The following is a 23,327-nucleotide window of genomic DNA, read 5'->3' on the forward strand; positions in this document are numbered from 1 at the left end:
ATGCCTGCTCTTTGGATTGCGCATGTCACGGTGACAGACGCCGAGGCTTACGGCAAATACGCCGAACTGGCCGGACCGGCCATCGCCAAGCACGGGGGCGAGTTTATCGCCCGTGCTGCGCGATACGTTCAGCTGGAAGGCAAGGAACGTCCACGAAACGTAGTGGCGCACTTCCCGTCGCTGGAGGCTGCGGTTGAATGCTATAACTCGGATGAGTACCAGCAAGCCCTGAATCACGCGCGCGGCGCAAGCGAGCGTGAACTGATTGTGGTAGAAATCACTGAGTGACATTTGGGCCTTGCTTCCAAGGCACTGATAATTTCAAGAAAACCGGCAGTGGATAAGCAAGATTCGGCTTATGTCATGTTTGGTTGATGCCGATCAGCCCGCGATAGCGGGCTGTTTTTTATATAATTGTTAGGTTTCAATATCTTATCTTCCGGTTCTCACGTTCTACCGAATGGTTCCTGACCAAATTGTGGCCGCGCCAACAAATTTCTTACGTAAAATTGTCAGATTCTCGGACGAATTTTTGCCCTGTTTCCCTTGCAGGTTCTCAAAAGATTGCGCGTAACACCTGATCACAGATAGTTTCAAGAAACAGAATGTGGTGCAGTTGGACATGCAATCGCTCGAAGAACATCGGATCGGGGACCTCGCATGATTTCATTAACGAATTTACCCAAGAGGTGTGTTGCAGTGCTTGCATTGGTTGCGTCGCGCGCATTGGGCATCTGCACCGTGTGTATCGGTGTCATAGCGTCCGCACCTGTCGCGCAGGCATCCGACGGCGTTTTTATCCCTACCGTTGCGTCTTCGCCTCCGCCTTCAGGTGCAATCAACCTATGCAACCAATATAACTGGGCTTGCACTGCGAAACGTTCGGTAACGTTGTCCAGCCACCAAGAGCTGACGGTGGTAAATCAAGTGAATCGTCGCGTGAATGCGTCGACCCGGGAAGTTACGGATCAGTCTCAGTACAAAACGCGCGAGCGATGGGCATTGCCAACACCCAGAGGCGGTGATTGTGAAGACTTTGCATTGTTGAAGAAAAGAGATCTGATCCATGCGGGGGTTGATCCAAGTAAGCTTTTGATTGCAACCGTACTGGACACACGCCGGACACCTCATGCGGTTCTGGTTTACCGCTCGGCGCAGGGCGACCTGATCTTGGACAATCTCACAAACCGGATCAAGCCCTGGACAGCTACGCGCTATCTGTTCCTGCGCATGCAAGACCCGAAGCGGCCCAGTCAATGGGTTGGCGTTTACGGGCGCAGCTGATCTCAGCGGAATCTTCGACATACACAAATTCCTGCCCTTGGACGCAGATTTAATCTGCGCCCAAGAGTGTAGTCTTTGACCTGACGTTTGGACGGATTAATCCGAACGTTTTGCGTATCGACGTATTCTAGCCCCGAAGCCTTGACCAGCAAAGCTTATGCTGTCGAATACGCTCCGCTTTCCTAGGCCCGGTTCGCTGATACTCGGTTTCGTCCCTATCAGTCTTCTTCGTGCTCTTCACCGCCTGGCTTTTCGCCACCGGGCTTTTCGCCACCGGGCTTTTCACCGCCGGGCTTTTCACCGCCGGGCTTTTCACCGCCGGGCTTTTCGCCACCGGGCTTTTCGCCACCGGGCTTTTCACCGCCTGGCTTTTCACCACCGGGCTTTTCACCACCGGGCTTTTCACCACCGGGCTTTTCACCGCCAGGCTTTTCGCCACCGGGCTTTTCACCGCCGGGCTTTTCACCGCCTGGCTTTTCGCCACCGGGCTTTTCGCCACCGGGCTTTTCGCCACCGGGCTTTTCACCGCCGGGCTTTTCGCCACCAGGCTTTTCGCCACCGGGCTTTTCGCCACCGGGCTTTTCACCGCCGGGCTTTTCGCCACCAGGCTCTTCGCCTCCGGTTGGGTTACCGCCGCCGCCATTGGGGGGCGTGCCGTTTTCCTGGGAAGGTCCGTCCCCGGATCTCTGGTCTGAGACACCGATTGATGCGGTCGGGAAGTCACTTAGCAGGCCTGCCAGCGGGGCGCATTCTGCACCGACGCGCGCCAGGATCTGATCGAAGTCATGCCGACGTTGAATGTAGCGGATCATGCCGGATGTCACAGCATCGCATTCGCACAAAACCTGAGCGGACGCAGCGGATTGCCGTGCTGTTGCAACCGTACATGTCCCAGCGGCAAAGGTTTCACCGGCAGGTGAAAGCAGAAAAGTTGTCGCAACAAAAAATAGTGGAAACTTGCGAGCTCTATTACCCATTTTTAACTCCTTGGAACTCGATAACTAAACTACGACCCTCTATGCACCATTCCCGTATCGGTGTTTGTGAAGGACGTCACACTTCTGACGTGTTTTGACCATAATTTGAGGGCGTCTACAATATCTTGTTGATGAGGTTTGCGTCAGAAGTCTTCAACCATGTAGAGAAAAGTGTTATTTTTCAAGTAAAAACCGGGCAGGGCGCCCGGTTTTTCTGATTTCGTCTTTTGTCATACTGGAAGCAAAAATGCCACAATAATGCCATTGTTTCCGTTTGGTCAGTTTGCAACCTGAGGGTGTTCTAGGCGGATTTGGCCATCCGCTTACGCTCGTGCGGGTCAAGAAAACGCTTCCGCAGCCGCACCGCGTTTGGTGTGACTTCCACCAGTTCATCATCGTCGATATAGGCAATTGCCTCCTCCAATGAGAACTGGATATGCGGCGTCAAGCGGACCGCGTCGTCGGTTCCACTGGCGCGCACGTTTGTCAGCTTCTTGCCTTTAAGAGGGTTCACTTCCAGATCGTTGTCGCGTGAGTGTTCGCCGATCACCATACCCTGATACACGTCTGTTTGCGGACCAACAAACATGCGGCCACGCTCTTCCAGGTTCCAAAGCGCATAAGCCACAGCCTGACCTTTCTCCATCGAGATCAGAACGCCTGCGCGACGGCCCGGAATTTGCCCTTTATGTGGCGCCCAGTCATGGAACACACGGTTCAGTACACCGGTACCGCGCGTGTCGGTCAGGAATTCGCCGTGGTAACCAATCAGACCACGGGACGGGACATGGGCGATGATCCGCGTCTTGCCCGTACCGGCCGGGCGCATCTCGACCAGTTCACCCTTACGCGCGCCGGTAACCTTCTCAATAACGGAACCAGAATACTCGTCATCCACGTCGATGGTGACTTCTTCGATGGGCTCAAGCCGCTGCCCGTCTTCCTCACGGAACAGAACCTGCGGGCGCGAGATGCTGAGTTCAAAGCCTTCTCGGCGCATGTTCTCGATCAGAACGCCCATTTGCAGCTCGCCGCGGCCCGCAACCTCGAACGCCTCACCGCCCGGGGTGTCGGTGACACGGATGGCGACGTTCGATTCGGCTTCCTTCATCAGGCGGTCTCGAATGACGCGTGATTGAACTTTCTTGCCATCACGGCCCGCCAACGGAGAATCATTGATACCGAAGGTCACGGTGATGGTCGGCGGATCGATGGGCTGCGCGGGCAGGGCCTCAGTGACCTGAGGAGCTACCAGCGAATCCGCTACGGTGGCTTTGCTCATGCCAGCGATGGTCACGATGTCGCCTGCTTCGGCCACGTCAATGGGCTGTTGACCCAGGCCCCGGAACGCCAAGATTTTCGTGGCACGGAAGTTTTCGATGACCGAACCATCGCGGCTAAGCGCCTTGAGGCTGTCGCCAGCCTTCAGCGTTCCGCTTTCGACGCGGCCAGTCAGGATACGGCCGATGAAGGGATCGCTTCCCAGCGTCGTGGCCAGCATCCGGAAGGGTTCATTTTTGTGTTCGATCTGTTTCGGGGCAGGGACATGATCGACGATCAAGTCGAATAGTGCGCTCAAGTCCTTGCGGGGGCCGTCCAGCTCCATATCCGCCCAGCCAGAACGGCCCGAGGCGTACATTGAAGGGAAATCCAACTGGTCGTCATCCGCACCGAGATTGGCGAACAAGTCAAAGCACTCGTCCAGCGCGCGGTCAGGTTCGGCGTCCGGCTTGTCGACCTTGTTCAGGACCACGATCGGACGCAAGCCCAACGCCAGTGCCTTGGACGTTACAAACTTGGTCTGGGGCATCGGGCCTTCTGCGGCGTCCACCAACAGAACAACACCGTCGACCATGCTGAGGATGCGCTCGACCTCGCCTCCGAAATCGGCGTGACCAGGGGTGTCTACGATATTGATGCGTGTGTCTTTCCACTCGACCGACGTGGCCTTTGCCAGGATGGTGATGCCGCGTTCACGCTCCAGGTCGTTACTGTCCATGGCACGTTCCGCGACGGCCTGATTTTCCCGGAATGCACCGGATTGTTTGAGCAGCTCGTCGACCAGGGTTGTTTTGCCGTGGTCCACGTGAGCGATGATTGCGATGTTGCGCAGGTCCATGAGAGGTCAGCCTTTGAACGGGAAGTTGCCGCGCGCATAACGTGGCGCGGCAAGATATACCAGCCCTAACCGTGGTTCAGTGTCCGGCAGTCCTTGAAAAGAGGTGAATGATCAGGATTCCGGACAAGATCAACGTCAACCCCAGGATCGCAGGCCAATCCAGCCTTTGGCCGAACACGATGAATCCGATCACGGCGATCAGGAATATACCGAGACCGGACCAGATTGCATAAACGATACCGACAGGCATGACCTTCAGCGTCAGCGCCATGAGGTAAAATGCAAACGCATACCCAACGACAACAATCACGGATGGCCAGAACCGCGAAAACTGCTGGCTGGCTTGCAAGGCCGTCGTGCCAATGGTTTCCGCCAGCACAGCCAGCAACAAATACAGATAGGCTTGGGGCATTTGAGTACCTCGAAAAGGGTGGGTCGGGTGGCTAGATGGCGATTTGCGTGAGTGAAATACGTCGACCGCCATGCAGTCTACAAGATTACCTTGGGTCAGGTATACCTGACTGTTTTTTCAGTCGAATGAATGTAATATTTGCCCCATATTTTTTAATTTTGTTAACGAGTTTTGAGCGATGACGTTATTTGCGAAATCAATGATATTTGCTTCGGCTCTGATAGTGGCGATTGGGTGGCTTGCTGACGGGGGGTCCGTCGAAGTGAATGCAGCCAACTTGGTTCAACAGTTTGATGGTAGTAGTGTTTTTTGAACGCCGCTAGAAACCAAGCAAGAAAAAAGGAGCCTTCAGGCTCCTTTTTTTATGCCTGAGGGTCGCGTGTTTCACAGTATTCAAAATGCGCAACCAGTTGGGGTTGCAGCCAGTCCCACAGCTGAGGCGCTCCCGCTGCAATTGCGGGTCGGACACGCGTAACAATCTGATCGAATTTAACGCTGTATTCGACCCATGACCCGCCACCTGTTTCCAGATTTGCTATGGGTGTCTGAAAACGATCAACAGCCTTTGCAAATCTGGCTTCTGTGGTCTCAGCCGCCTCAAACTCATGCCATAGTTCAGTAAATGACCGGTGTTGACAGTCAGGCAGAAGGCCAAACAATCGTTTGGCGGCGGCCTGTTCCTTGGCTTCCTGTTCCGCGTGGTCGACATGACCGTGGATCGGGTGGTCGCCCGCGTCGATTTCGACAACATCGTGCAAAAGCAACATCTGTAGTATTCGGTCCAACTGAACATCCGAATGCGCGTATTCCGCCAATACCCAGGCATAGAGCATGACATGCCAAGAATGTTCCGCCGAGTTTTCGAACCGGTCGCTGGCCATCAGGCGTGACGCGCGCAGAACGGATTTCAACTGGTCCGCTTCTGTAAGAAACGCCAATCTTCTCGTGAATGCGTCCTCCTGAGGGTCCGAGTTATTCAAGAGGTTTGTGGCATGTTGGTGGGCCAGCGGAAACGCAAGGGCCAGATACGATGCGCGCCCGTCCGCCAGGTTCGACCGCGCAATTTCTACATGATCCTGCCGCGGGTCGGTGGCGCACAGAACCTGAAACAGCGGCTGGCAGCGATCCAGAATCTTGGCAAACCGGGCATCCGGGGTCTGATCCGCCTCAAACTCACGCCAGAGCGAAAGAAATTCCTGTGCTTGTTCGTCGGGCAACAGGCCAAACAATTCCTGTGCGGCGGCCTGTTCAGCCTCAGCCACGTTGCCCCAATCCGTGTCGAGGTGAATCGGGTGATCACCTGTCACGATCTCAACCAGATCATGCAGCAGCAACATGCGGATGACCCGGTCGACCGAGATGTCCGGCCCGGCCAGTGGTGCCATGACCATTGCCCACAATGCCAAGTGCCAGCTGTGTTCGGCGGAGTTTTCGGGCCTCGATTGGTCAAGCAGGACATTTGCCCGCTCGACCAGTTTCAGACTGTCGGCCCGTTTCAGAAACGCGACCTGCGCAACAAGGCGGTCGGTCATTGCTTTTCGATCGCCTTGAGTTTCGCGCGATGCGCGGCGAGGCGTTTGATCACGAATTGTCGTGCCTTGCGTTCAGCCAGACGCACGCGAATTTCCGTCAGGAATGCCTCTTCCAAAGATTGAGACGCCGCACCAAGAACCTGACCCACTTCTACAAAGAACCGGTCTTCGCCGGTTTCGTCCATAACCTTCATCGTATCTTCGGCCAGTTTGGCCGCAAGCGATGTGATGGTGTCGGACATTAGCGGGTGTTCTCGGTCAGCCGACGTTTCACATAGTCGCTGACATCTGTGATCAGCGTGTCCATGTGGCGATCCTGGAAGAAATGATCCGCGCCCTCAACCTCGTTATGGGTGATCGTAATCCCTTTTTGCTCGTGCAGTTTGTTGACCAGCGCGGTGGTGTCTGCTGGTGGTGCCACACGGTCAGCCGATCCGTTGATGATCAGGCCCGAAGACGGGCAGGGCGCAAGGAAGGAAAAGTCATACATGTTGGCAGGCGGCGACACGCTGATGAAACCCGTGATTTCCGGGCGGCGCATCAGCAACTGCATTCCGATCCACGCCCCAAACGAAAAGCCCGCAACCCAGCAGTGTTTCGAGTTGTTGTTCATGGATTGCAGGTAATCCAGCGCAGATGCCGCATCGCTCAGCTCGCCAACACCTTGATCATATTCGCCCTGACTGCGACCGACGCCGCGGAAGTTAAAACGCAGCACTGTGAAGCCCATGTTGTAAAAGGCATAGTGCAGGTTATAGACCACCTTGTTGTTCATGGTCCCGCCGAACTGAGGATGCGGGTGAAGCACGATGGCGATCGGTGCGTCTTTTTCCTTTTGCGGGTGGTAGCGGCCTTCCAGGCGGCCTTCGGGTCCGGGAAAAATCACCTCGGGCATGTGTGCTTTGGTCCTGTCATTTTCGTGCGGGCATCCGGATATACTTGACTATAATCGTCGGACACCTTAGAACGGTTCTAATTACATTGCTTGGCGCAATCGCGCTGCCAGTCGGAGATACGCACTGGCAGCGTCGGCGTCAATGATTTCGCGCAGATCCGTCTAAAAAGGGGCAGAGAATGAAGCTTTCGACCAAAGGGCGTTACGCAATGGTCGCCTTGGCGGATATCGCGCTTCAGCCAACAGACCGGCTGGTAACCCTGGGCGAAATCTCGGAACGGCAGGACATTTCTCTGCCGTATCTTGAACAGCTCTTCGTCAAGCTGCGTCGCGCGGAACTGGTTGCATCTGTCCGTGGGCCCGGGGGGGGGTATCGTCTTGCACGTCCCGCGTCCGAGATTCGCGTAGTCGAGGTTCTTGCGGCCGTGGATGAGACGGTTGACGCCCTGCAAAAAGGGGCCGGAGCATCCGGTGCGTCATCGGGCAGCAGGGCGCAATCCCTGACGAACCGTTTGTGGGAAAGCCTGAGCGCGCATGTTTATGTCTTTTTGCACCAGACGCGTCTGTCGGATGTGATCAGGAATGACCTTGCGCCTTGCCCGGCAGTTCCAAGCCTGTTTTCCGTCGTCGATGAATGAGCTGGGCAAGTCGAACATGCATATGACTACTGTGCGAGAAAAGATGTATCCATGAAACGTGTTTATCTGGATCATAATGCGACCGCACCGCTGCGACCCGAAGCACGCGAGGCGATGATCGCGGCGATGGATGTGGTCGGGAACCCGTCATCTGTTCATGCAGAAGGGCGTGCCGCAAAAGCGTTGGTCGAACGCGCGCGGGCGCAGGTCGCCGAGTCCGTCGGTTGCCGTCCGCAAGAGGTCATATTTACCTCTGGCGCGACCGAAGCAGCGCGGGTTCTGCAAAACCGCCCCGAAGGCTGCGACGTCTTTGTCGACAGCACCGCCCACGATGCGCTGTGGTCGCATTTCGACTTGACCCATTGCAGCGAGCATCCTTTTGGCCCCGGGCACATATTGGCGATGGGGCTAGCGAACTCTGAGACCGGAGTCATCACGCAGCCGCCTCAGAAAGTTGAGAACCAGTGGCCCTATGGCACGCGGCGCGCTGATTGGCTGTTGCTGGATATTACGCAGGTTGTTGGACGCATTCCGTTTTCCTTTGCCTGGAGTGGCGCAGATATGGCGATCCTGTCGGCGCATAAGATTGGCGGGCCAAAAGGTGTTGGCGCTTTGATCCTGCGGCAAGGTATCGATATCGAACCTTTGGCCAGCGGTGGCGGTCAGGAGATGGGGCGAAGATCCGGCACTGAAAATGTGGTGGGTATTGCCGGTTTTGGCGCGGCTGCCGAGGCAGCTCAACGCGATCTGGCTGATGGAGTATGGGAAAAAGTCAGAGAACTTAGAAATATTCTAGAAAACGCCCTTGAGGCTGGTGCAATATCTACTATTTTTGTCGGGAAAAATCAGGAGCGACTCCCGAATACCCTGTGTTTCGCGACGCCCGGCTGGAAAGGCGAAACGCAGGTGATGCAGATGGACTTGTCTGGCTTTGCCATCAGTGCGGGATCCGCCTGTTCCAGCGGCAAAGTCAAAACCAGTCGGGTTCTGACGGCAATGGGATTTGATGAGACGGTGGCCTCATGCGCAATCCGCGTTTCGTTGGGGCCAGAGACGACGGAAGAAGATGTGCTGCGTTTCGCCGAAACGTGGCTTGAAAAAGAGAAAAAGCATCGCGCGCGGGCTGCGTGATCTGACGGAGGGTAAGTCATGGCCACTTTGGACCAGACCCAGGTGAAAGAAGGTGTCGATCAGGAAACCGTGGATGCGGTTCGTGAGGTCGGCACATATAAATATGGCTGGAATACCGATATCGAGATGGAATACGCCCCCAAAGGCGTGAACCCTGATATCGTCCGTCTGATCTCGGGGAAAAACGATGAGCCTGAGTGGATGACCGAATGGCGTTTGGCCGCGTTCGAGCGTTGGACCAAAATGGAAGAGCCCAAATGGGCAATGGTTCACTATCCGCCAATCGATTTTCAGAACCAGTATTACTATGCCCGCCCCAAATCGATGGAAGAGAAACCCAAATCTCTGGATGAGGTTGATCCAAAGCTGCTCGCCACTTACGAAAAGCTTGGTATCCCTCTGAAAGAACAGATGATTCTGGCTGGTGTCGAAGGTACAGAGGATGCACCTGCCGAAGGCCGCAAGGTAGCGGTCGATGCAGTGTTTGACTCGGTTTCCGTGGGTACCACCTTTCAGGCCGAACTGAAAAAGGCAGGCGTGATCTTCTGCTCGATCTCTGAGGCAATCAAAGAGCATCCTGAGCTGGTCAAGAAGTATCTGGGCACTGTAGTTCCCGTATCGGACAACTTCTATGCAACGTTGAATTCAGCTGTATTCTCGGATGGCTCATTCGTCTACATCCCGCCGGGCGTTCGCTGCCCGATGGAACTAAGCACGTATTTCCGCATCAACGCCGAGAACACCGGTCAGTTCGAACGCACCCTGATCATTGCTGACAAGGGCTCGTACGTCTCATATCTGGAAGGCTGTACCGCACCCCAACGTGACACGGCACAACTGCATGCTGCCGTGGTCGAGATCATCGTCGAAGAAGATGCCGAGGTGAAATACTCGACTGTTCAGAACTGGTTTCCGGGGGATGAAAACGGCAAGGGCGGTATCTATAACTTCGTGACCAAACGCGCCGACTGCCGGGGTGACCGGTCGAAGGTGATGTGGACGCAGGTGGAAACCGGATCGGCCGTGACATGGAAATACCCGTCCTGCATCCTGCGCGGCAATGAAAGCCAGGGTGAGTTCTATTCGATCGCTATTGCCAACAATTATCAACAGGCCGACACCGGCACCAAGATGATTCATCTGGGCAGGAACACCAAGTCGCGCATCGTGTCCAAGGGCATCAGCGCGGGCAAGGCCCAGAACACCTATCGTGGGCTTGTGTCGATGCACCCGAAAGCCAAGGACAGCCGGAACTACACACAGTGTGACAGTCTGTTGATCGGCGACAAATGCGGTGCACATACGGTTCCCTATATCGAGGTCAAGAACAACTCGAGCCGCGTTGAGCACGAGGCGACGACGTCAAAAGTGGATGACGATCAGCTGTTCTACTGCCGTCAGCGCGGCATGGACGAGGAAGAAGCCGTGGCCCTGGTGGTCAACGGGTTCTGCAAGGACGTGCTTCAGGCGCTTCCGATGGAGTTTGCGATGGAAGCACAGCAGTTGGTGGCCATCTCACTTGAAGGGTCGGTTGGGTGATGACGCAGTCACCCAGAACCCGCATCCGTAAGGATGATGTGTTGACTTGGCTTGGGTACGCATTGCCGGTTCTGGGCGGTCTGCTTGGCGTGGCCTACGTCAACACCCATTACATGGAATTCATCAACCCGGTTTGGGCGGTAGGTGGCGGGGCGGTCCTGGGTTGGATCCTCGCCAGACTGATCCGCAGATTACTGGGCTAGAACAATGCGGGGCCAAGACGCCCCTTGCGATACGCAAAAGGACAAAAAATGCTGGAAATCAAAAACCTGCACGTACAGCTTGAAGAAGAAGACAAGCAGATTCTCAAAGGTGTGGACCTGACGGTCGAGGCTGGCAAGGTACACGCGATCATGGGTCCAAACGGGTCGGGCAAATCGACCCTCAGCTATGTTCTGTCGGGGCGCGACGGGTACGAAGTGACCGAAGGTTCGGCCACTCTGGACGGTCAGAACCTGCTGGAGATGGAACCGGAAGAGCGCGCGGCAGCAGGTGTTTTCCTGGCCTTCCAATACCCGGTTGAAATCCCCGGCGTTGGCAACATGACGTTCCTGCGCACCGCGGTAAACGCGCAGCGCAAGGCCCGTGGAGAAGAGGAACTGTCTGCCGCAGACTTTCTGAAAGAGGTGCGTGCCAAGGCAAAGACGCTAAAGATCGACGCGGATATGCTCAAGCGCCCGGTCAATGTTGGTTTTTCGGGCGGTGAGAAAAAGCGCAACGAAATCCTGCAGATGGCCATGCTTGAACCCAAGATGTGCATCATGGACGAAACCGACTCGGGCCTTGATGTGGACGCGATGAAACTGGTGGCCGAAGGTGTGAATGCCCTGCGGGACGAAGGCCGTGGGTTCCTGGTGATCACGCATTATCAGCGCCTGCTGGATCACATCAAACCGGATGTTGTGCATATCATGGCCAATGGTCGCATCGTTAAGACGGGCGGACCTGAACTGGCACTTGAGGTTGAAAACAACGGTTATGCCGACATTCTGGCCGAGGTGAACTGATGGCTTTGCCGCAAGCGAAACAATCCGCAACCGAGGCGCGTCTGGCTACGTTGATCATGCCCGATGCGGGCTGCACCCGTGGTGCACGCGAAGACGCTTTGGCGCGTGTTCTGGAATCCGGCCTGCCGGGGCGCCGGGATGAGTATTGGAAATACACTCAACCCGATAGTCTGATTTCTGCCGAGGCTTTGCCTGCGGCGGTGTTTATCAATGATGAACCGGTGCTTTTCAACGACCTTGACCGTTTGAAAATTGTTTTTGTCGACGGGGTGTTCAGCGCCGAGGAATCCGATGACCTGTCGCTGGACGGTGTCAAGATCGACCGGATTGAAGACATCTGCTGCAAAGACATTCATTGGGCAAAAGACCTGTATGGCGTTCTGGAAGCGCGCGGCCAGTCCCCGGTTCAACGCCCGTTGGCTGCATTGAACACGGCTTTTGCGTCGGACGGCGTTGCCATTCACGTTACGGGCAAACCCTCCAAACCGATCAACCTGATCTATCGTCATGCCTCGCCGACATCCGACGCGATCCTGCATCACGTTATTCGCGTGGAAAGCGGGGCCGAGGTGACTATTCTTGAATCCGGCCCGGCGGCGTCGCGTTTCAACAAATGTACAGAGATTGAAATTGCCGACAAGGGGACGCTGCATCATGTGCGGGCGCAGGGCAGGGACCATGAACGTCGCGCCGCGACCCATATGTTCACTCGTTTGGGGGCAGAGTCGGTCTACAAGTCCTTCACCTTGACTGCGAATGGGGTGCTGACCCGTAACGAACAGGTCGTTGAACTGACCGGCGACAATGCGGTGGCGCATGTGGCCGGGGCCTGTGTTGGGGATGGTGATTTCCACCATGATGACACGGTGTTCATCACCCATGACGCGGTGAATTGCGAAAGCCGTCAGGTCTTTAAGAAAGTGCTGCGCAACGGTGCGACCGGAGTGTTTCAAGGCAAGATCCTTGTAAAGCAAGGGGCCCAGAAAACCGATGGCTACCAAATCAGTCAATCGCTGCTTTTGGATGATGACAGCCAGTTCCTCGCCAAACCGGAACTTGAGATCTACGCCGATGACGTGGCGTGTTCCCATGGCTCAACTTCGGGTGCGATTGACGATACGGCGTTGTTCTATCTTCGGTCACGGGGTGTACCGGTCAAGGACGCGACCAACATGTTGACGCTGGCATTCCTGGCCGAAGCAGTGGACGAGATCGAAGACAGCACATTGGCAGATGAAATCGTAAGCCGTCTGGAAGGGTGGCTGGCGCGCCGAAGCTGATGGCCCTGTCGTCGGATATCCTGGCAACGTACAAGGGGCCGGGGCGCGTGGTGCGCAGGCTTCTGGATATGGGTCAACGAGAAGACCGTGCGCTGATCTTTGTCATGGCGTTTTGTGTGGTGGCATTCATCGCCCAGATGCCTGGCCTTGCGCGCAAAGCGCATCTGGAAGGCGTTGAGCTGAACATGCTTTTGGGTGGTGCTCTGCTCGGATCCGTGTTCATTCTGCCCTTGGTCTTTTACACGCTGGCACTGGTGTCTCATTGGGCGGCGCGCTTGTTTGGCGGTCAGGGAAGCGCTTATGGTGCGCGCCTGGCGCTGTTCTGGGCGCTGTTGTCGTCTGCACCGCTGGTTCTGCTGAACGGCCTTGTCGCCGGGTTTATCGGACCAGGGCCTACATTGACGATTGTGGGTCTTGTCTGGGTTGCTGTTTTTGTCTGGTTCTGGGTATCCGGTCTCAGACAAGTGCAAAGGTCCGTCGCATGAATTCGAGTTTTCTGGGAAATCTGGCTGTCCTGACGATCAGGAACCCGGCCGAAGCGGCGCGACGGCTGATGGCGCTCAAGCTGGGGCGAGAAGTGCTTTGGCTGGCATTTGCACTGGCGGTCGTTTTGAACTGCGTTGTCCAATTGGGAATAGGTTTGTCAATAACAATGGCGGCAGGCCAACCCTCTCCGGCGCTCGAAAGCATTCCCATGGTTTTGGTGCGCTCGGCCGGGGCCATGATGCTGAGCATCGTCGCATTCCTGCTGGTCGGGCGAATGCTTGGAGGTCTGGCGAAGTTCGATGATCTGATGGTTTTGACGATCTGGCTGCAATTCTTGCAAATAGCCGCCTTGGTCGTGACGCTGATCTTGAGCCTGACCCTACCGTTCCTGATGATGATGACATTGTTGGCGACAGCAATCCTGAGCCTTTACGTCACGCTTCATTTTCTGAACGAAGCGCATCAACTCGGGTCGCTCTGGAAATCCTTTGCGGTAATTGTGTTGTCAGCCCTTGTCGCCATCCCCTTCGTTCTGTTTCTAAGCCCAACCGGGCCCGTCTAGGAATACCTCTCTTATGTATGATGTGCAGAAAATCCGCTCTGACTTTCCGATCTTGTCGCGTCAGGTGAATGGCAAGCCTTTGACGTATCTCGACAATGGTGCTTCGGCTCAGAAACCTCAGGTGGTCATTGACGCGGTGACGCGGGCCTATGCCGAGGAGTATTCGAATGTCCATCGTGGCCTGCATTTCCTGTCCAATCTTGCGACAGAGAAATACGAGGCCGTTCGTGGCACGATCGCGCGGTTTCTGGGGGCATCGAACGAGAATGAGATCGTCCTGAACTCTGGTACGACCGAAGGGATCAACCTGGTCGCCTATGGCTGGGCTATGCCGCGACTTGAAGCGGGCGATGAGATTGTTCTGAGTGTGATGGAGCACCATGCAAACATCGTACCCTGGCATTTCCTGCGCGAACGACAGGGCGTCGTACTGAAATGGGTCGATGTCGACGCAGAGGGCGGGCTTGACCCGCAGGCGGTAATCAATGCAATCGGACCGAAAACCAAGCTGGTTGCAGTGACACACTGCTCGAACGTGCTGGGTACGGTCGTGGATGTGAAAGCCATAACTGATGGTGCCCACGCCAAGGGCGTCCCGGTTCTGGTTGATGGCAGTCAGGGTGCCGTTCACATGCCGGTAAATGTCGAAGAAATCGGGTGCGATTTCTACGCGATCACAGGCCACAAGCTTTATGGGCCGTCAGGGTCGGGTGCGATTTACATCAAATCCAAACGCATGGCCGAAATGCGCCCCTTTATCGGTGGCGGCGACATGATCAAAGAGGTCAGCAAGGATCAGATCATCTATAATGACCCGCCAATGAAGTTCGAGGCCGGCACGCCGGGGATCGTTCAGATCATCGGTCTTGGCGTGGCGCTGGAGTATATGATGGACCTGGGGATGGAAAACATCGCAGCTCATGAATCCAGCTTGCGCGATTACGCGATGCAACGTCTGACTGGGCTGAACTGGTTGCAGGTTCAAGGCACTCGCCCGGACAAGGCCGCGATTTTCAGCTTTACGCTGGACGGTGCTGGCCATGCTCACGACGTCTCAACCATTCTCGACAAGAAAGGTGTAGCGGTTCGCGCCGGTCACCACTGTGCCGGGCCGCTGATGGACCATCTGGGGGTGACTGCAACATGCCGCGCCAGCTTTGGTCTCTATAACACTACCGATGAAGTTGATACACTGATCGAAGCGCTTGAATTGGCGCATGATCTGTTTGCCTGATTTTGGTCTTGATAAGGGTGCGGCAATCGCGATTTGCAGTTGCACCCGGATTGGAACAAGGTTAGCTAACGGCCAAGGCACCTGTAGCTCAGCTGGATAGAGCGCTGCCCTCCGAAGGCAGAGGCCAGAGGTTCGAATCCTCTCAGGTGCGCCACCCTATATTCAACGTCGGATTGAATTCGGAAGCCCTGAACAGTGGGCTTGTCATTTGGCTTTCTTAGCGCATTGATCGTGCAGTCATTGCAACGGCTCGCAAGCTAATAATCATAGCTGAGTTGCAGTGCTTGAGGGAGAGATATTCTGTCAGGTGCCGAGAATAACAAATTAGCACACTTGGCGGCTCTGCCGCCAATCGCTACGACTACGAGAAAACCGACCGGAAGATACAGTCAGAATAGGTTCTGAACAGACCAAAAGCGTCCGGGCGTTACCCGCGCCAGGTGCGAACCACGCCACAATCCATGTGTACGAAGTTCGATCCATAATACTGACCAACTCCGCCTGCGCGGCACGACATCGCTGCCTTGGCCATCTGTGAAACCGAGCGGGAGGCAAGGCGCAGATCAGCTGCTTGCCCTTCCATATGAAGCGAATTGCGCGCCACACGGCGCGACCGGGAACGCAGCATTGCGTTGGTCTGAGGAGAGCGATAGCCTGACAACAGCATATAGGGTTCGTTGACATCCAGCAGGTTGTGTGATGCCGCCATGATATCAATCGTGCGCAAATCGATGGATTTTACCTGATCTGTGCGCCAATCACGCATGAAGTTGTTCACTTCTTTGACAGCGTCCTTGATATACTTACCATCGACCCAATAGATCATATCCAACCGTTCGCCAGTGCGACCGGAATACATACGAATGCGACGAATATCGCCGCCACCGCGTAAAAAGCCTGCTGCGTTGGAGTAGGTGGGTGCTGCTACGACTGCCGTTGCTGCAAACGCTCCCAATAGGGCACGCCGGGTCAAGCCCGAGGAACTGCTCTCTGTCATTTTAGTTTCGTCCCGTACTGTTCCTGCCTGCACACGATGTTACGTGCACTGTCTTAATTATTCCCATCCCAGATGCGGAATGTATGGCACAATCGGAATCGACGGCCAAGAAGTGTTTCAATTGCACCTTTTCAAGGGGGAAATTTCGGCAGTTTTTTGCGCATATGTCACAGCGAATCACGAAAATTTCGCAGTTGTGGGCTTTGGGTCACCCTGCCGATGCAAACGCGCATCAGGCCCACGAAGAAGCGAATTGGTAAGGATTTCGTGAGTGGACAAGCGTTCTGACGCGACTGCATAATCGTGCGACGTATCAATCACCAGTTCAAGCTATTGAATTTCAAGGCCATCCTATGCTTTCCGTTCTCCGCACCAGTACCAGCATCCTGTTTGCCGCGTGTTTCGTGGCTACTGCATCTGTCGCCAATACGTCGCCTGAAGCGGTGCCAGGGACTGCGTTTCAGATGGCGATTGCTGAACATACGCCGCAGGCGCCGCAATTGGTCGAATTCTACCGGGCGAACGGGTTTTCGCCAGTTTGGGTGGGTGATACGCCCGAACACACACGGCGCCGGGCGGCGCTGATCAATGCGCTTACGAATGCGCATCTGCATGGCCTGCCACAGGCCGAGCCGACTGTTGCCGCCGTGATGGAGAAGATGGAAAAGGCCCGTTCGGTGCGCGATCTCGGTGCTGTTGAAGCAGAGCTGAGCCGTATCTTTGTCGAATACGCCGACGCGCTTTACGCAGGCATAATCCGGCCCAGCAGTGTCGATGAGGGGCTGGTTCGATCCGTAGATCGTCGCAGCGCGGCCGAGCATTTGCAGGGAATAAACACTCAGGGCGCGGCCTACTTTGCAGCCCTGTCACCGCAAACACACCAATACCGCGCGCTGATGAAGCAGAAGCTGGTTCTGGAAAAACTGGTGTTCCAGGGCGGATGGGGGCCAACAGTGCCCGAAAACAAGCTGGAATACGGTGATACCGGACCGAATGTTGTCAAGCTGCGCGACCGTCTGGTGGTGATGGGTTACATGAAACCATCCGCCAGCCCGTCTTTCGACAACGCGTTGTTGGAAGGTGTACGCACCTTTCAAACAGCGCATGGGCTTGAACCCGATGGCGTGGCGGGCAAGGGGACGATTGCCGAGATTAACCGTCCAGCCACAGACCGGTTGAAAGCCGTTTACGTTGCGTTGGAACGCGAACGCTGGCTGCCTCGGGAACGAGGTACGCGTCATATCCTTGTGAACCAAGCCGATTTCTCAGCCAAGATCGTGGACGACGGGCAAGTCACTTTTGAAACCCGCGCAGTCATCGGTAAAAATGCTCATGATCGCAGAAGTCCGGAGTTTTCGGATGAGATGGAGCATATGGTGATTAACCCAAGTTGGCATGTTCCCCGCTCGATCGTGACCAAGGAATACCTGCCGAAGCTGCAATCAAACCCGAATGCCGTGGGCCATATTCTGATAACTGACAGAAGCGGCAGGCAAGTCGATCGGAGTGCGGTGGATTTTACCCAGTTTACGACCAGAAATTTTCCTTTCGCAATGCGCCAACCGCCCAGCCAAAGCAATGCGCTGGGTCTGGTGAAGTTCATGTTCCCCAATAAGCACAACATCTATCTGCATGATACTCCACAGAAAAACCTGTTCTCGCGTGAGGTTCGGGCCTTTTCACATGGGTGTATCCGCTTGGCCCAGCCCTTTGAATTTGCTTACGCCTTGCTGGCCAAACAGGAGGAAGATCCAAAGGCATTCTTCCATCGCGTTCTGAACACCGGAAAAGAAACCAAAGTCAATCTGGAGCAGAAAGTTCCGGTGCATCTGATTTATCGCACGGCCTATATCGGGCCCAAAGGCGAAGTGCAGTATCGCCGCGATGTTTATGGGCGGGACGGCAAGATTTGGGAAGCCTTGCAAAAGGCAGGGGTGGCCCTGCCGGACGTTCAGGGGTAAGCACAGGGCAAATCCTGCCAAAAGGAAGCCCGCCATGCAGTTTACCGTACAACAGATCGCCGAGTCTCTGGGGGCAGAATGTCAGGGCGATGGCGGCCTGACGATCGTGCGCGCCGCCGAACCGGGCGACGCAGGTCCGACAGATTTGGCGATGGCTATGTCTCCGAAATATGCCGAGGCGCTTGCCAACGGAGCCGCACGTGCGGCTGTCCTTTGGGAAGGGGCCGACTGGCAGGCGATGGGATTGCGTGCCGCGATCTTTGTCAAACGTCCCCGCATGGCCATGGCTGGCATCACGGCCATGCTGGATCGGGGGCAGGGAGTTGAACCCGGGATTCACCCCTCGGCCGTGATCGACCCGACCGCTGAAATCGGTCCGGATGTGGCGATTGGTCCGTTGGTTGTTGTGGGCGCGCGCGCCCGGATCGGCGCAGGCTCTGTCATAGGGGCACAGTGCGTGGTGGGAATGGACGCCATATTGGGCGACCAAGCGGTGTTGCGCGAAATGGTCAGCATTGGCGCACGGGCGCGGATCGGAGATCGCTTTATCGCGCAACCCGGTGCCCGGATCGGAGGGGACGGGTTCAGCTTCGTAACACCCGAAGTCTCGGGCGTCGAAAATGTACGCAAGACAATGGGCGATCAGGGTGAGGCCAAAGCACAGAGCTGGCTGCGCATTCATTCGTTGGGTGCGGTGGAAATCGGTGATGACGTCGAAGTCGGCGCGAATTGTACAATCGATAATGGCACGATCCGAAACACTTGTATCGGCAACGGATCCAAGTTGGATAATCTGGTCCATGTCGGGCACAACACTCGCGTCGGTCAGGACTGCCTGCTGTGCGGTCAGACTGGTGTGTCGGGATCGGTTGAGATCGGAAACAACGTGGTTCTGGGCGGTCAGACCGGCGTTGTCGACAACATATTCATCGGGGACGGGGTTATTGCCGGAGGCGGCACCAAGATACTGTCCAATGTTCCCGCCGGCCGCGTGATCATGGGGTATCCCGGCGTCAAAATGGAAACGCATACGGATATCTACAAGGCGCAACGACGCTTGCCCCGCATGGCCCGCGACGTCGAGGCACTCAAAAAGGCTGTTTTCAAACAGACCCCGAGCGATTAAATCAACTTCAAACTGATAATCAGGGGATCGACATGAGCATCAGCGACCGCGTCATCGCGATCATTGCAGAGCAGGCCGTTCTGGAGCCATCGGATGTAACGCCCGAAAGCACGCTGGAAGATCTGGGTATCGACAGCCTTGGACTGGTCGAAAGCATATTTGCCATCGAGGAAGAGTTCGACATTTCGATTCCTTTCAATGCCAACGAACCCGAGGCCAGTGATTTTGATATCTCGAATGTGGCTGCGATCATCTCTGGGATCGAAAAGCTTGTGTCGGAAAAGGTCTGACAAACGCTCATGAAACGCGTTGTCATAACCGGAGCGGGTACGATCAATTCGCTGGGCCATTCGGTCCCTGACACGCTGGAAGCCATGCGCGAAGGTCGTTGTGGTATTTCCGATCTGGAATTTCGGGATGTCGACCGGTTGGCCATCAAGATCGGCGGACAGGTCCGGGGGTTCGAGGCAGAAGGGCGGTTCAACCGACAGCAGATGTCGCTGTACGACCGCTTCACCCAATTCACCCTGACGGCAGCCAAAGAGGCGATTGAGCAGTCGGGTATCGAGTTTCATGGCGAACTTGCAGCCAGATCAGGTGTTGTTCTGGGGACTGCGGGCGGTGGTGTTTCGACTTGGGATGACAATTACCGTTCGGTTTATGAGGATGGAAAAAACAGGGTACATCCCTTTGTCGTTCCAAAACTCATGAACAATGCTGCCGCAAGCCACGTTTCCATGGAACACAACCTGAAGGGCCCAAGTTTCACGGTCTCGACAGCATGTGCGTCGTCAAATCATGCGATGGCTCAGGCTTTTCAGATGGTGCGTAGTGGCGCGGCTCCGGTCATGGTAACGGGGGGCTCGGAATCCATGCTGTGTTTCGGCGGTGTCAAAGCCTGGGAAGGGTTGCGCGTGATGTCGAAAGACGCATGTCGCCCTTTCAGTGCCAACCGCAACGGAATGGTGCAGGGTGAAGGGGCAGGTGTCTTTGTTTTTGAAGAATACGAACACGCCCGGGCCCGAGGTGCCGAAATTCTGTGCGAAGTTGTCGGCTTTGCCATGTCATCGGATGCCTCGGACATTGTGATGCCCAGCAAACAAGGGGCCGCGCGTGCCATGGCTGGTGCTTTGGCCGATGCGAAGCTGAACGCAAAAGATGTGGGCTATATCAACGCTCATGGCACCGGAACGGCTGCAAATGACAAAACCGAATGCGCAGCTGTGGCCGACGTATTTGGCCCACACGCCGACGATCTGATGATCTCGTCCACGAAATCCATGCACGGTCATCTGATTGGCGGGACCGGCGCGGTTGAGCTGCTGGCCTGTATCATGGCGCTGCGGGACGGTGTCATTGCACCGACGATCGGATATGAGGAACCGGACCCGGAATGCGCGTTGGACGTCGTACCGAACGAAGCGCGCGAGGCAAAGGTCGACGTCGCTCTCAGCAACGCATTCGCCTTTGGTGGGTTAAATGCCGTACTGGCCCTGAAGCGGGTTTAGTGAAAAAGCCGCCGTTACTAATACGGCGGCTTCCACGGATGTTTTTTTCTTAGTTTGTGTTGACGTTCAGAGCGTCAAAGCCCGATGTGAAGCCGGAGAGCGACATGTCCATTTCAAGAACCTGATCCGGGAAACGGGCTGGAACCAGCGAAAACGTCGCTTTAGTGCCAGCTTTCATCGCATCGATATCCCCTTGGCTAAGACCTAATTGCGCGATGCAGCCCACGGGAACGCATTGGTGATAGTTGTACAATTTACGCGGAGCGCCATCGATTGACAGGGCCAGTTGCGCTTGCAGCAGTGTTTCCAGGGGTACGATGACGTTTGCCCAAGCAACGGCGGCACCACCTTCCGGCAGTTTCCCGATCGATACTTCTGCGATCGGATCACCATTGTTGCCTTCCAGAACCTGAACGATGGCACAAGGATCCTCGCCTTCCTGTGCCTTGATACAGGATACGTCCCAATCGCCGAATTCTTCCTTTACGAACTGTTCTCCGACCCGGGGTCCTTCCTGACCTAGGTCCAGACCAGCGTCTGGCGCGGTTGTGGTTGTGTCTTGTGCATACGCTGCTCCGGACAGCAGAACGGCGGCGACCGTGTTGAACGAAAGGATTTTCTTGAACATGAATGCCTCGGGTTGATGATTGATCTTTTTGCTTCGTTTAACACTCTTCTGAACCAGTGTCAGGCACTAACAGAACAGCCTTTGCGAAGGTGAACGGATTCTTGCCTGAGGGCTGGAACCGCACCTTCAGAGATTAGAAAAAGGGAGCTGTTCGACCAGCTCCCTTCCCCATAAGTTTCTCCCCGTCGGACTGGCCGACTTATTTATGCGCAAACCCTACGTAAGGGGCGCACACGGGTCAACAGCTATCCTCAATTTTTAATCTATGCGCCAGAATAATAATCCAGTGGCCGAACCAAAAGGGCCGTGCCAGCAGGCACGGCCAGTCGACAGGGAGGAAGTCTGCCCCGCAATGCAAGGCAAATAGACTATCGCAGTCAAAGGTTAACTTTGTATGCTGGCGGCGGATCGGTGAACAATAAGGCAATGTTAATGGGCACGAATATCTTTTTGGGCGGTGGCGGTGAAAACTATGGCCAGCCGCAGGAACTGGCGTTGAAATATGCGAACCGCCATGGGTTGATTGCCGGGGCAACTGGTACCGGCAAGACTGTGACATTGCAGATTCTTGCAGAAGGGTTTTCTCAGGCGGGTGTCCCAGTTTTCCTCTCGGATGTGAAAGGGGACCTGTCTGGGCTGGCCCTTCCGGGCAGCGAGACGCACAAACTGCATCAGGCGTTCCAAGACCGGGCTGGTCGGATCGGGTTCGATGATTTTGCCTATTCTGCCTGCCCAGTGACATTCTGGGATCTGTTTGGCCAACAGGGCCATCCCGTGCGCACGACAGTGACGGAAATGGGCCCGCTGTTACTATCGCGGTTACTGGAGTTGAGTGAGGCGCAGGAAGGTATCCTGAATATCGCATTCCGCGTGGCCGACGAAGAAGGGATGCCGTTGCTGGACCTTAAGGACCTACAGGCGCTGCTGGTCTGGATCGGAGAGAATCGGGCGCAACTGTCATTGCGATACGGCAATGTATCTACATCCTCGATCGGTGCGATTCAGCGACGTCTGCTGGTCCTCGAGAATCAGGGCGGTACAAAGCTGTTTGGAGAACCGGCGCTGGATCTGGCCGATCTGATGCGAACAGACGAAAACGGGCAGGGGATGGTGAACATTCTGGCGTCAGACCAGCTGATGGCCGCCCCAAGACTTTATGCAACGTTTCTGTTGTGGCTGTTGAGTGAACTGTTCGAAGAGCTGCCAGAGGTTGGAGACCCCGAAAAACCAAAGCTGGTGTTCTTTTTTGATGAGGCCCATCTGCTGTTTGACGATGCGCCAAAGGTACTGGTGGACAAGGTCGAACAGGTCGCCCGCCTGATCCGTTCAAAGGGGGTGGGGGTATACTTCATTACTCAGAGTCCCGCCGATATCCCGGAAGATATTCTGGGTCAGCTGGGTAACCGTATTCAGCACGCATTAAGGGCATTCACGGCGCGGGACCGAAAGAACCTGAGGCTGGCCGCTGAAACCTATCGCGAGAATCCGACTTTTGACACGGAAACGGCAATTCGCGAAGTCGGCGTGGGGGAAGCCGTTACTTCCATGCTGCAAAAGAAAGGTGTTCCGGGCGTGGTCGAGCGCACGCTTATTCGCCCGCCGGGATCTCAGCTGGGGCCAATTTCAGATGCCGAACGCCGGGACATTCTAGCAGTTTCACCAATGGCGGGGAAATACGACAAGAACATAGATCGAAAATCTGCCTTCGAGATTCTTCAGGCGCGGGCCCAAGCTGCGGCCAATGCCGCAGAACTGGCCGAATCCGACGAAGTTTTTGAAGCGCAATCGCCGATCGAACGCGAATACTCTTCGGCCCGCAGATATTCGGGCAGCCGGGTTGACCGGTCCTCATCCCGGGTTGAGCGCAAGCAGGACACCTTTGCCACAGCGATGACCGAAGCGGTGATCAAAGAGCTTAAAGGCACTACCGGGCGCCGGATCGTGCGCGGTATCCTCGGCGGTTTGTTCCGCAACAGGTAAGAACGCAGCGCCCGTTGGGGGCGCTGTCGCG

Annotated in this window: 24 protein-coding genes and 1 tRNA gene; 17 read left to right on the forward strand and 8 right to left on the reverse strand. The window is 55.7% G+C overall.

Going from position 1 to position 23,327, the window contains the following annotated elements:
* Window positions 1-288: a DUF1330 domain-containing protein gene (locus ACR0JI_RS02680; RefSeq protein ID WP_480493130.1), complete on the forward strand. Its 288-nt coding sequence runs from the start codon at window positions 1-3 to the stop codon at window positions 286-288.
* A 372-nt stretch (window positions 289-660) separates the two neighbouring features.
* On the forward strand, window positions 661-1,284 hold the full coding sequence (locus tag ACR0JI_RS02685; protein WP_480493131.1) for a transglutaminase-like cysteine peptidase: 624 nt from the start codon (window positions 661-663) through the stop codon (window positions 1,282-1,284).
* A 218-nt stretch (window positions 1,285-1,502) separates the two neighbouring features.
* Here ACR0JI_RS02685 and ACR0JI_RS02690 read toward each other — a convergent pair whose 3' ends face one another.
* From ACR0JI_RS02690 to ACR0JI_RS02715, 6 genes are all read right to left on the reverse strand, one after another.
* Window positions 1,503-2,261 (reverse strand): hypothetical protein, encoded by a 759-nt coding sequence (locus tag ACR0JI_RS02690; RefSeq protein WP_480493132.1) that lies wholly within the window; start codon window positions 2,259-2,261, stop codon window positions 1,503-1,505.
* A gap of 301 nt (window positions 2,262-2,562) precedes the next feature.
* Entirely contained in the window at window positions 2,563-4,380 is a 1,818-nt protein-coding gene (typA, locus tag ACR0JI_RS02695; protein ID WP_480472835.1) for a translational GTPase TypA, read from the reverse strand.
* 76 nt (window positions 4,381-4,456) lie between these two features.
* Window positions 4,457-4,792 carry a DMT family transporter gene (locus ACR0JI_RS02700; protein ID WP_480472833.1) on the reverse strand — a complete coding sequence of 112 codons (336 nt, stop codon included), beginning with the start codon at window positions 4,790-4,792 and terminating at the stop codon, window positions 4,457-4,459.
* Between the two features lie 362 nt (window positions 4,793-5,154).
* Window positions 5,155-6,324, reverse strand: coding sequence for an HD domain-containing protein (locus ACR0JI_RS02705; RefSeq protein WP_480493133.1), 1,170 nt, complete (start codon window positions 6,322-6,324; stop codon window positions 5,155-5,157).
* Entirely contained in the window at window positions 6,321-6,566 is a 246-nt protein-coding gene (locus ACR0JI_RS02710) for a hypothetical protein (protein ID WP_480493134.1), read from the reverse strand. Before ACR0JI_RS02710 ends, ACR0JI_RS02705 begins: the two co-directional genes overlap by 4 nt.
* Complete coding sequence (locus ACR0JI_RS02715; RefSeq protein ID WP_170424714.1) at window positions 6,566-7,219, reverse strand: alpha/beta hydrolase; 654 nt, start codon at window positions 7,217-7,219, stop codon at window positions 6,566-6,568. The genes ACR0JI_RS02710 and ACR0JI_RS02715 overlap by 1 nt, the downstream gene beginning before the upstream one ends.
* A gap of 179 nt (window positions 7,220-7,398) precedes the next feature.
* Here ACR0JI_RS02715 and iscR point away from each other — a divergent pair, with 179 nt between their 5' ends.
* From iscR to ACR0JI_RS02765, 10 genes are all read left to right on the forward strand, one after another.
* Window positions 7,399-7,857, forward strand: a complete 459-nt coding sequence (gene iscR / locus ACR0JI_RS02720) for a Fe-S cluster assembly transcriptional regulator IscR (RefSeq protein WP_209596301.1) — start codon at window positions 7,399-7,401, stop codon at window positions 7,855-7,857.
* Window positions 7,858-7,908: 51 nt separating this feature from the next.
* Complete coding sequence (locus ACR0JI_RS02725; protein ID WP_480493135.1) at window positions 7,909-8,988, forward strand: cysteine desulfurase family protein; 1,080 nt, start codon at window positions 7,909-7,911, stop codon at window positions 8,986-8,988.
* Between the two features lie 18 nt (window positions 8,989-9,006).
* Window positions 9,007-10,527 (forward strand): Fe-S cluster assembly protein SufB, encoded by a 1,521-nt coding sequence (sufB, locus tag ACR0JI_RS02730; protein ID WP_480493136.1) that lies wholly within the window; start codon window positions 9,007-9,009, stop codon window positions 10,525-10,527.
* A complete protein-coding gene (locus ACR0JI_RS02735; RefSeq protein ID WP_480472825.1) occupies window positions 10,527-10,730 on the forward strand; it encodes a hypothetical protein in 204 nt (67 codons plus the stop codon). The genes sufB and ACR0JI_RS02735 overlap by 1 nt, the downstream gene beginning before the upstream one ends.
* 48 nt (window positions 10,731-10,778) lie before the next feature.
* Window positions 10,779-11,534 (forward strand): Fe-S cluster assembly ATPase SufC, encoded by a 756-nt coding sequence (sufC, locus tag ACR0JI_RS02740; RefSeq protein WP_480472823.1) that lies wholly within the window; start codon window positions 10,779-10,781, stop codon window positions 11,532-11,534.
* On the forward strand, window positions 11,534-12,814 hold the full coding sequence (gene sufD, locus ACR0JI_RS02745) for a Fe-S cluster assembly protein SufD (protein WP_480472821.1): 1,281 nt from the start codon (window positions 11,534-11,536) through the stop codon (window positions 12,812-12,814). Before sufC ends, sufD begins: the two co-directional genes overlap by 1 nt.
* Entirely contained in the window at window positions 12,814-13,299 is a 486-nt protein-coding gene (locus ACR0JI_RS02750; protein ID WP_480472819.1) for a YIP1 family protein, read from the forward strand. The genes sufD and ACR0JI_RS02750 overlap by 1 nt, the downstream gene beginning before the upstream one ends.
* Complete coding sequence (locus ACR0JI_RS02755; protein ID WP_480493137.1) at window positions 13,296-13,862, forward strand: YIP1 family protein; 567 nt, start codon at window positions 13,296-13,298, stop codon at window positions 13,860-13,862. Before ACR0JI_RS02750 ends, ACR0JI_RS02755 begins: the two co-directional genes overlap by 4 nt.
* 13 nt (window positions 13,863-13,875) lie before the next feature.
* The gene (locus ACR0JI_RS02760) at window positions 13,876-15,096 is read left to right on the forward strand and encodes a cysteine desulfurase (protein WP_480493138.1); all 1,221 of its coding nucleotides are present in this window, start codon (window positions 13,876-13,878) and stop codon (window positions 15,094-15,096) included.
* Between the two features lie 77 nt (window positions 15,097-15,173).
* Window positions 15,174-15,250, forward strand: a tRNA-Arg gene (locus ACR0JI_RS02765).
* 273 nt (window positions 15,251-15,523) lie between these two features.
* Here ACR0JI_RS02765 and mepK read toward each other — a convergent pair.
* Window positions 15,524-16,093 (reverse strand): peptidoglycan L,D-endopeptidase MepK, encoded by a 570-nt coding sequence (gene mepK / locus ACR0JI_RS02770; RefSeq protein ID WP_480472813.1) that lies wholly within the window; start codon window positions 16,091-16,093, stop codon window positions 15,524-15,526.
* A 353-nt stretch (window positions 16,094-16,446) separates the two neighbouring features.
* Between mepK and ACR0JI_RS02775 the strand changes: the two genes are divergently transcribed.
* The 4 genes from ACR0JI_RS02775 to ACR0JI_RS02790 are packed head-to-tail and all read left to right on the forward strand — an operon-like array spanning window position 16,447 to window position 20,688.
* Window positions 16,447-18,054 (forward strand): L,D-transpeptidase family protein, encoded by a 1,608-nt coding sequence (locus ACR0JI_RS02775; protein ID WP_480493139.1) that lies wholly within the window; start codon window positions 16,447-16,449, stop codon window positions 18,052-18,054.
* Window positions 18,055-18,088: 34 nt separating this feature from the next.
* Window positions 18,089-19,180 (forward strand): UDP-3-O-(3-hydroxymyristoyl)glucosamine N-acyltransferase, encoded by a 1,092-nt coding sequence (locus tag ACR0JI_RS02780; RefSeq protein ID WP_480493140.1) that lies wholly within the window; start codon window positions 18,089-18,091, stop codon window positions 19,178-19,180.
* Window positions 19,181-19,212: 32 nt separating this feature from the next.
* Window positions 19,213-19,470, forward strand: coding sequence for an acyl carrier protein (locus ACR0JI_RS02785; protein ID WP_480472807.1), 258 nt, complete (start codon window positions 19,213-19,215; stop codon window positions 19,468-19,470).
* 9 nt (window positions 19,471-19,479) lie between these two features.
* The gene (locus tag ACR0JI_RS02790) at window positions 19,480-20,688 is read left to right on the forward strand and encodes a beta-ketoacyl-[acyl-carrier-protein] synthase family protein (protein ID WP_480472805.1); all 1,209 of its coding nucleotides are present in this window, start codon (window positions 19,480-19,482) and stop codon (window positions 20,686-20,688) included.
* 49 nt (window positions 20,689-20,737) lie between these two features.
* Here the strand turns inward: ACR0JI_RS02790 and ACR0JI_RS02795 are convergent, their stop codons facing one another.
* Window positions 20,738-21,316 (reverse strand): invasion associated locus B family protein, encoded by a 579-nt coding sequence (locus ACR0JI_RS02795; RefSeq protein WP_480472803.1) that lies wholly within the window; start codon window positions 21,314-21,316, stop codon window positions 20,738-20,740.
* A gap of 432 nt (window positions 21,317-21,748) precedes the next feature.
* Here ACR0JI_RS02795 and ACR0JI_RS02800 point away from each other — a divergent pair, with 432 nt between their 5' ends.
* Window positions 21,749-23,296, forward strand: a complete 1,548-nt coding sequence (locus ACR0JI_RS02800) for a helicase HerA-like domain-containing protein (RefSeq protein WP_480472801.1) — start codon at window positions 21,749-21,751, stop codon at window positions 23,294-23,296.
* Window positions 23,297-23,327: the final 31 nt, after the last annotated feature.

The organism is Ruegeria sp. N10, assembly GCF_056531545.1.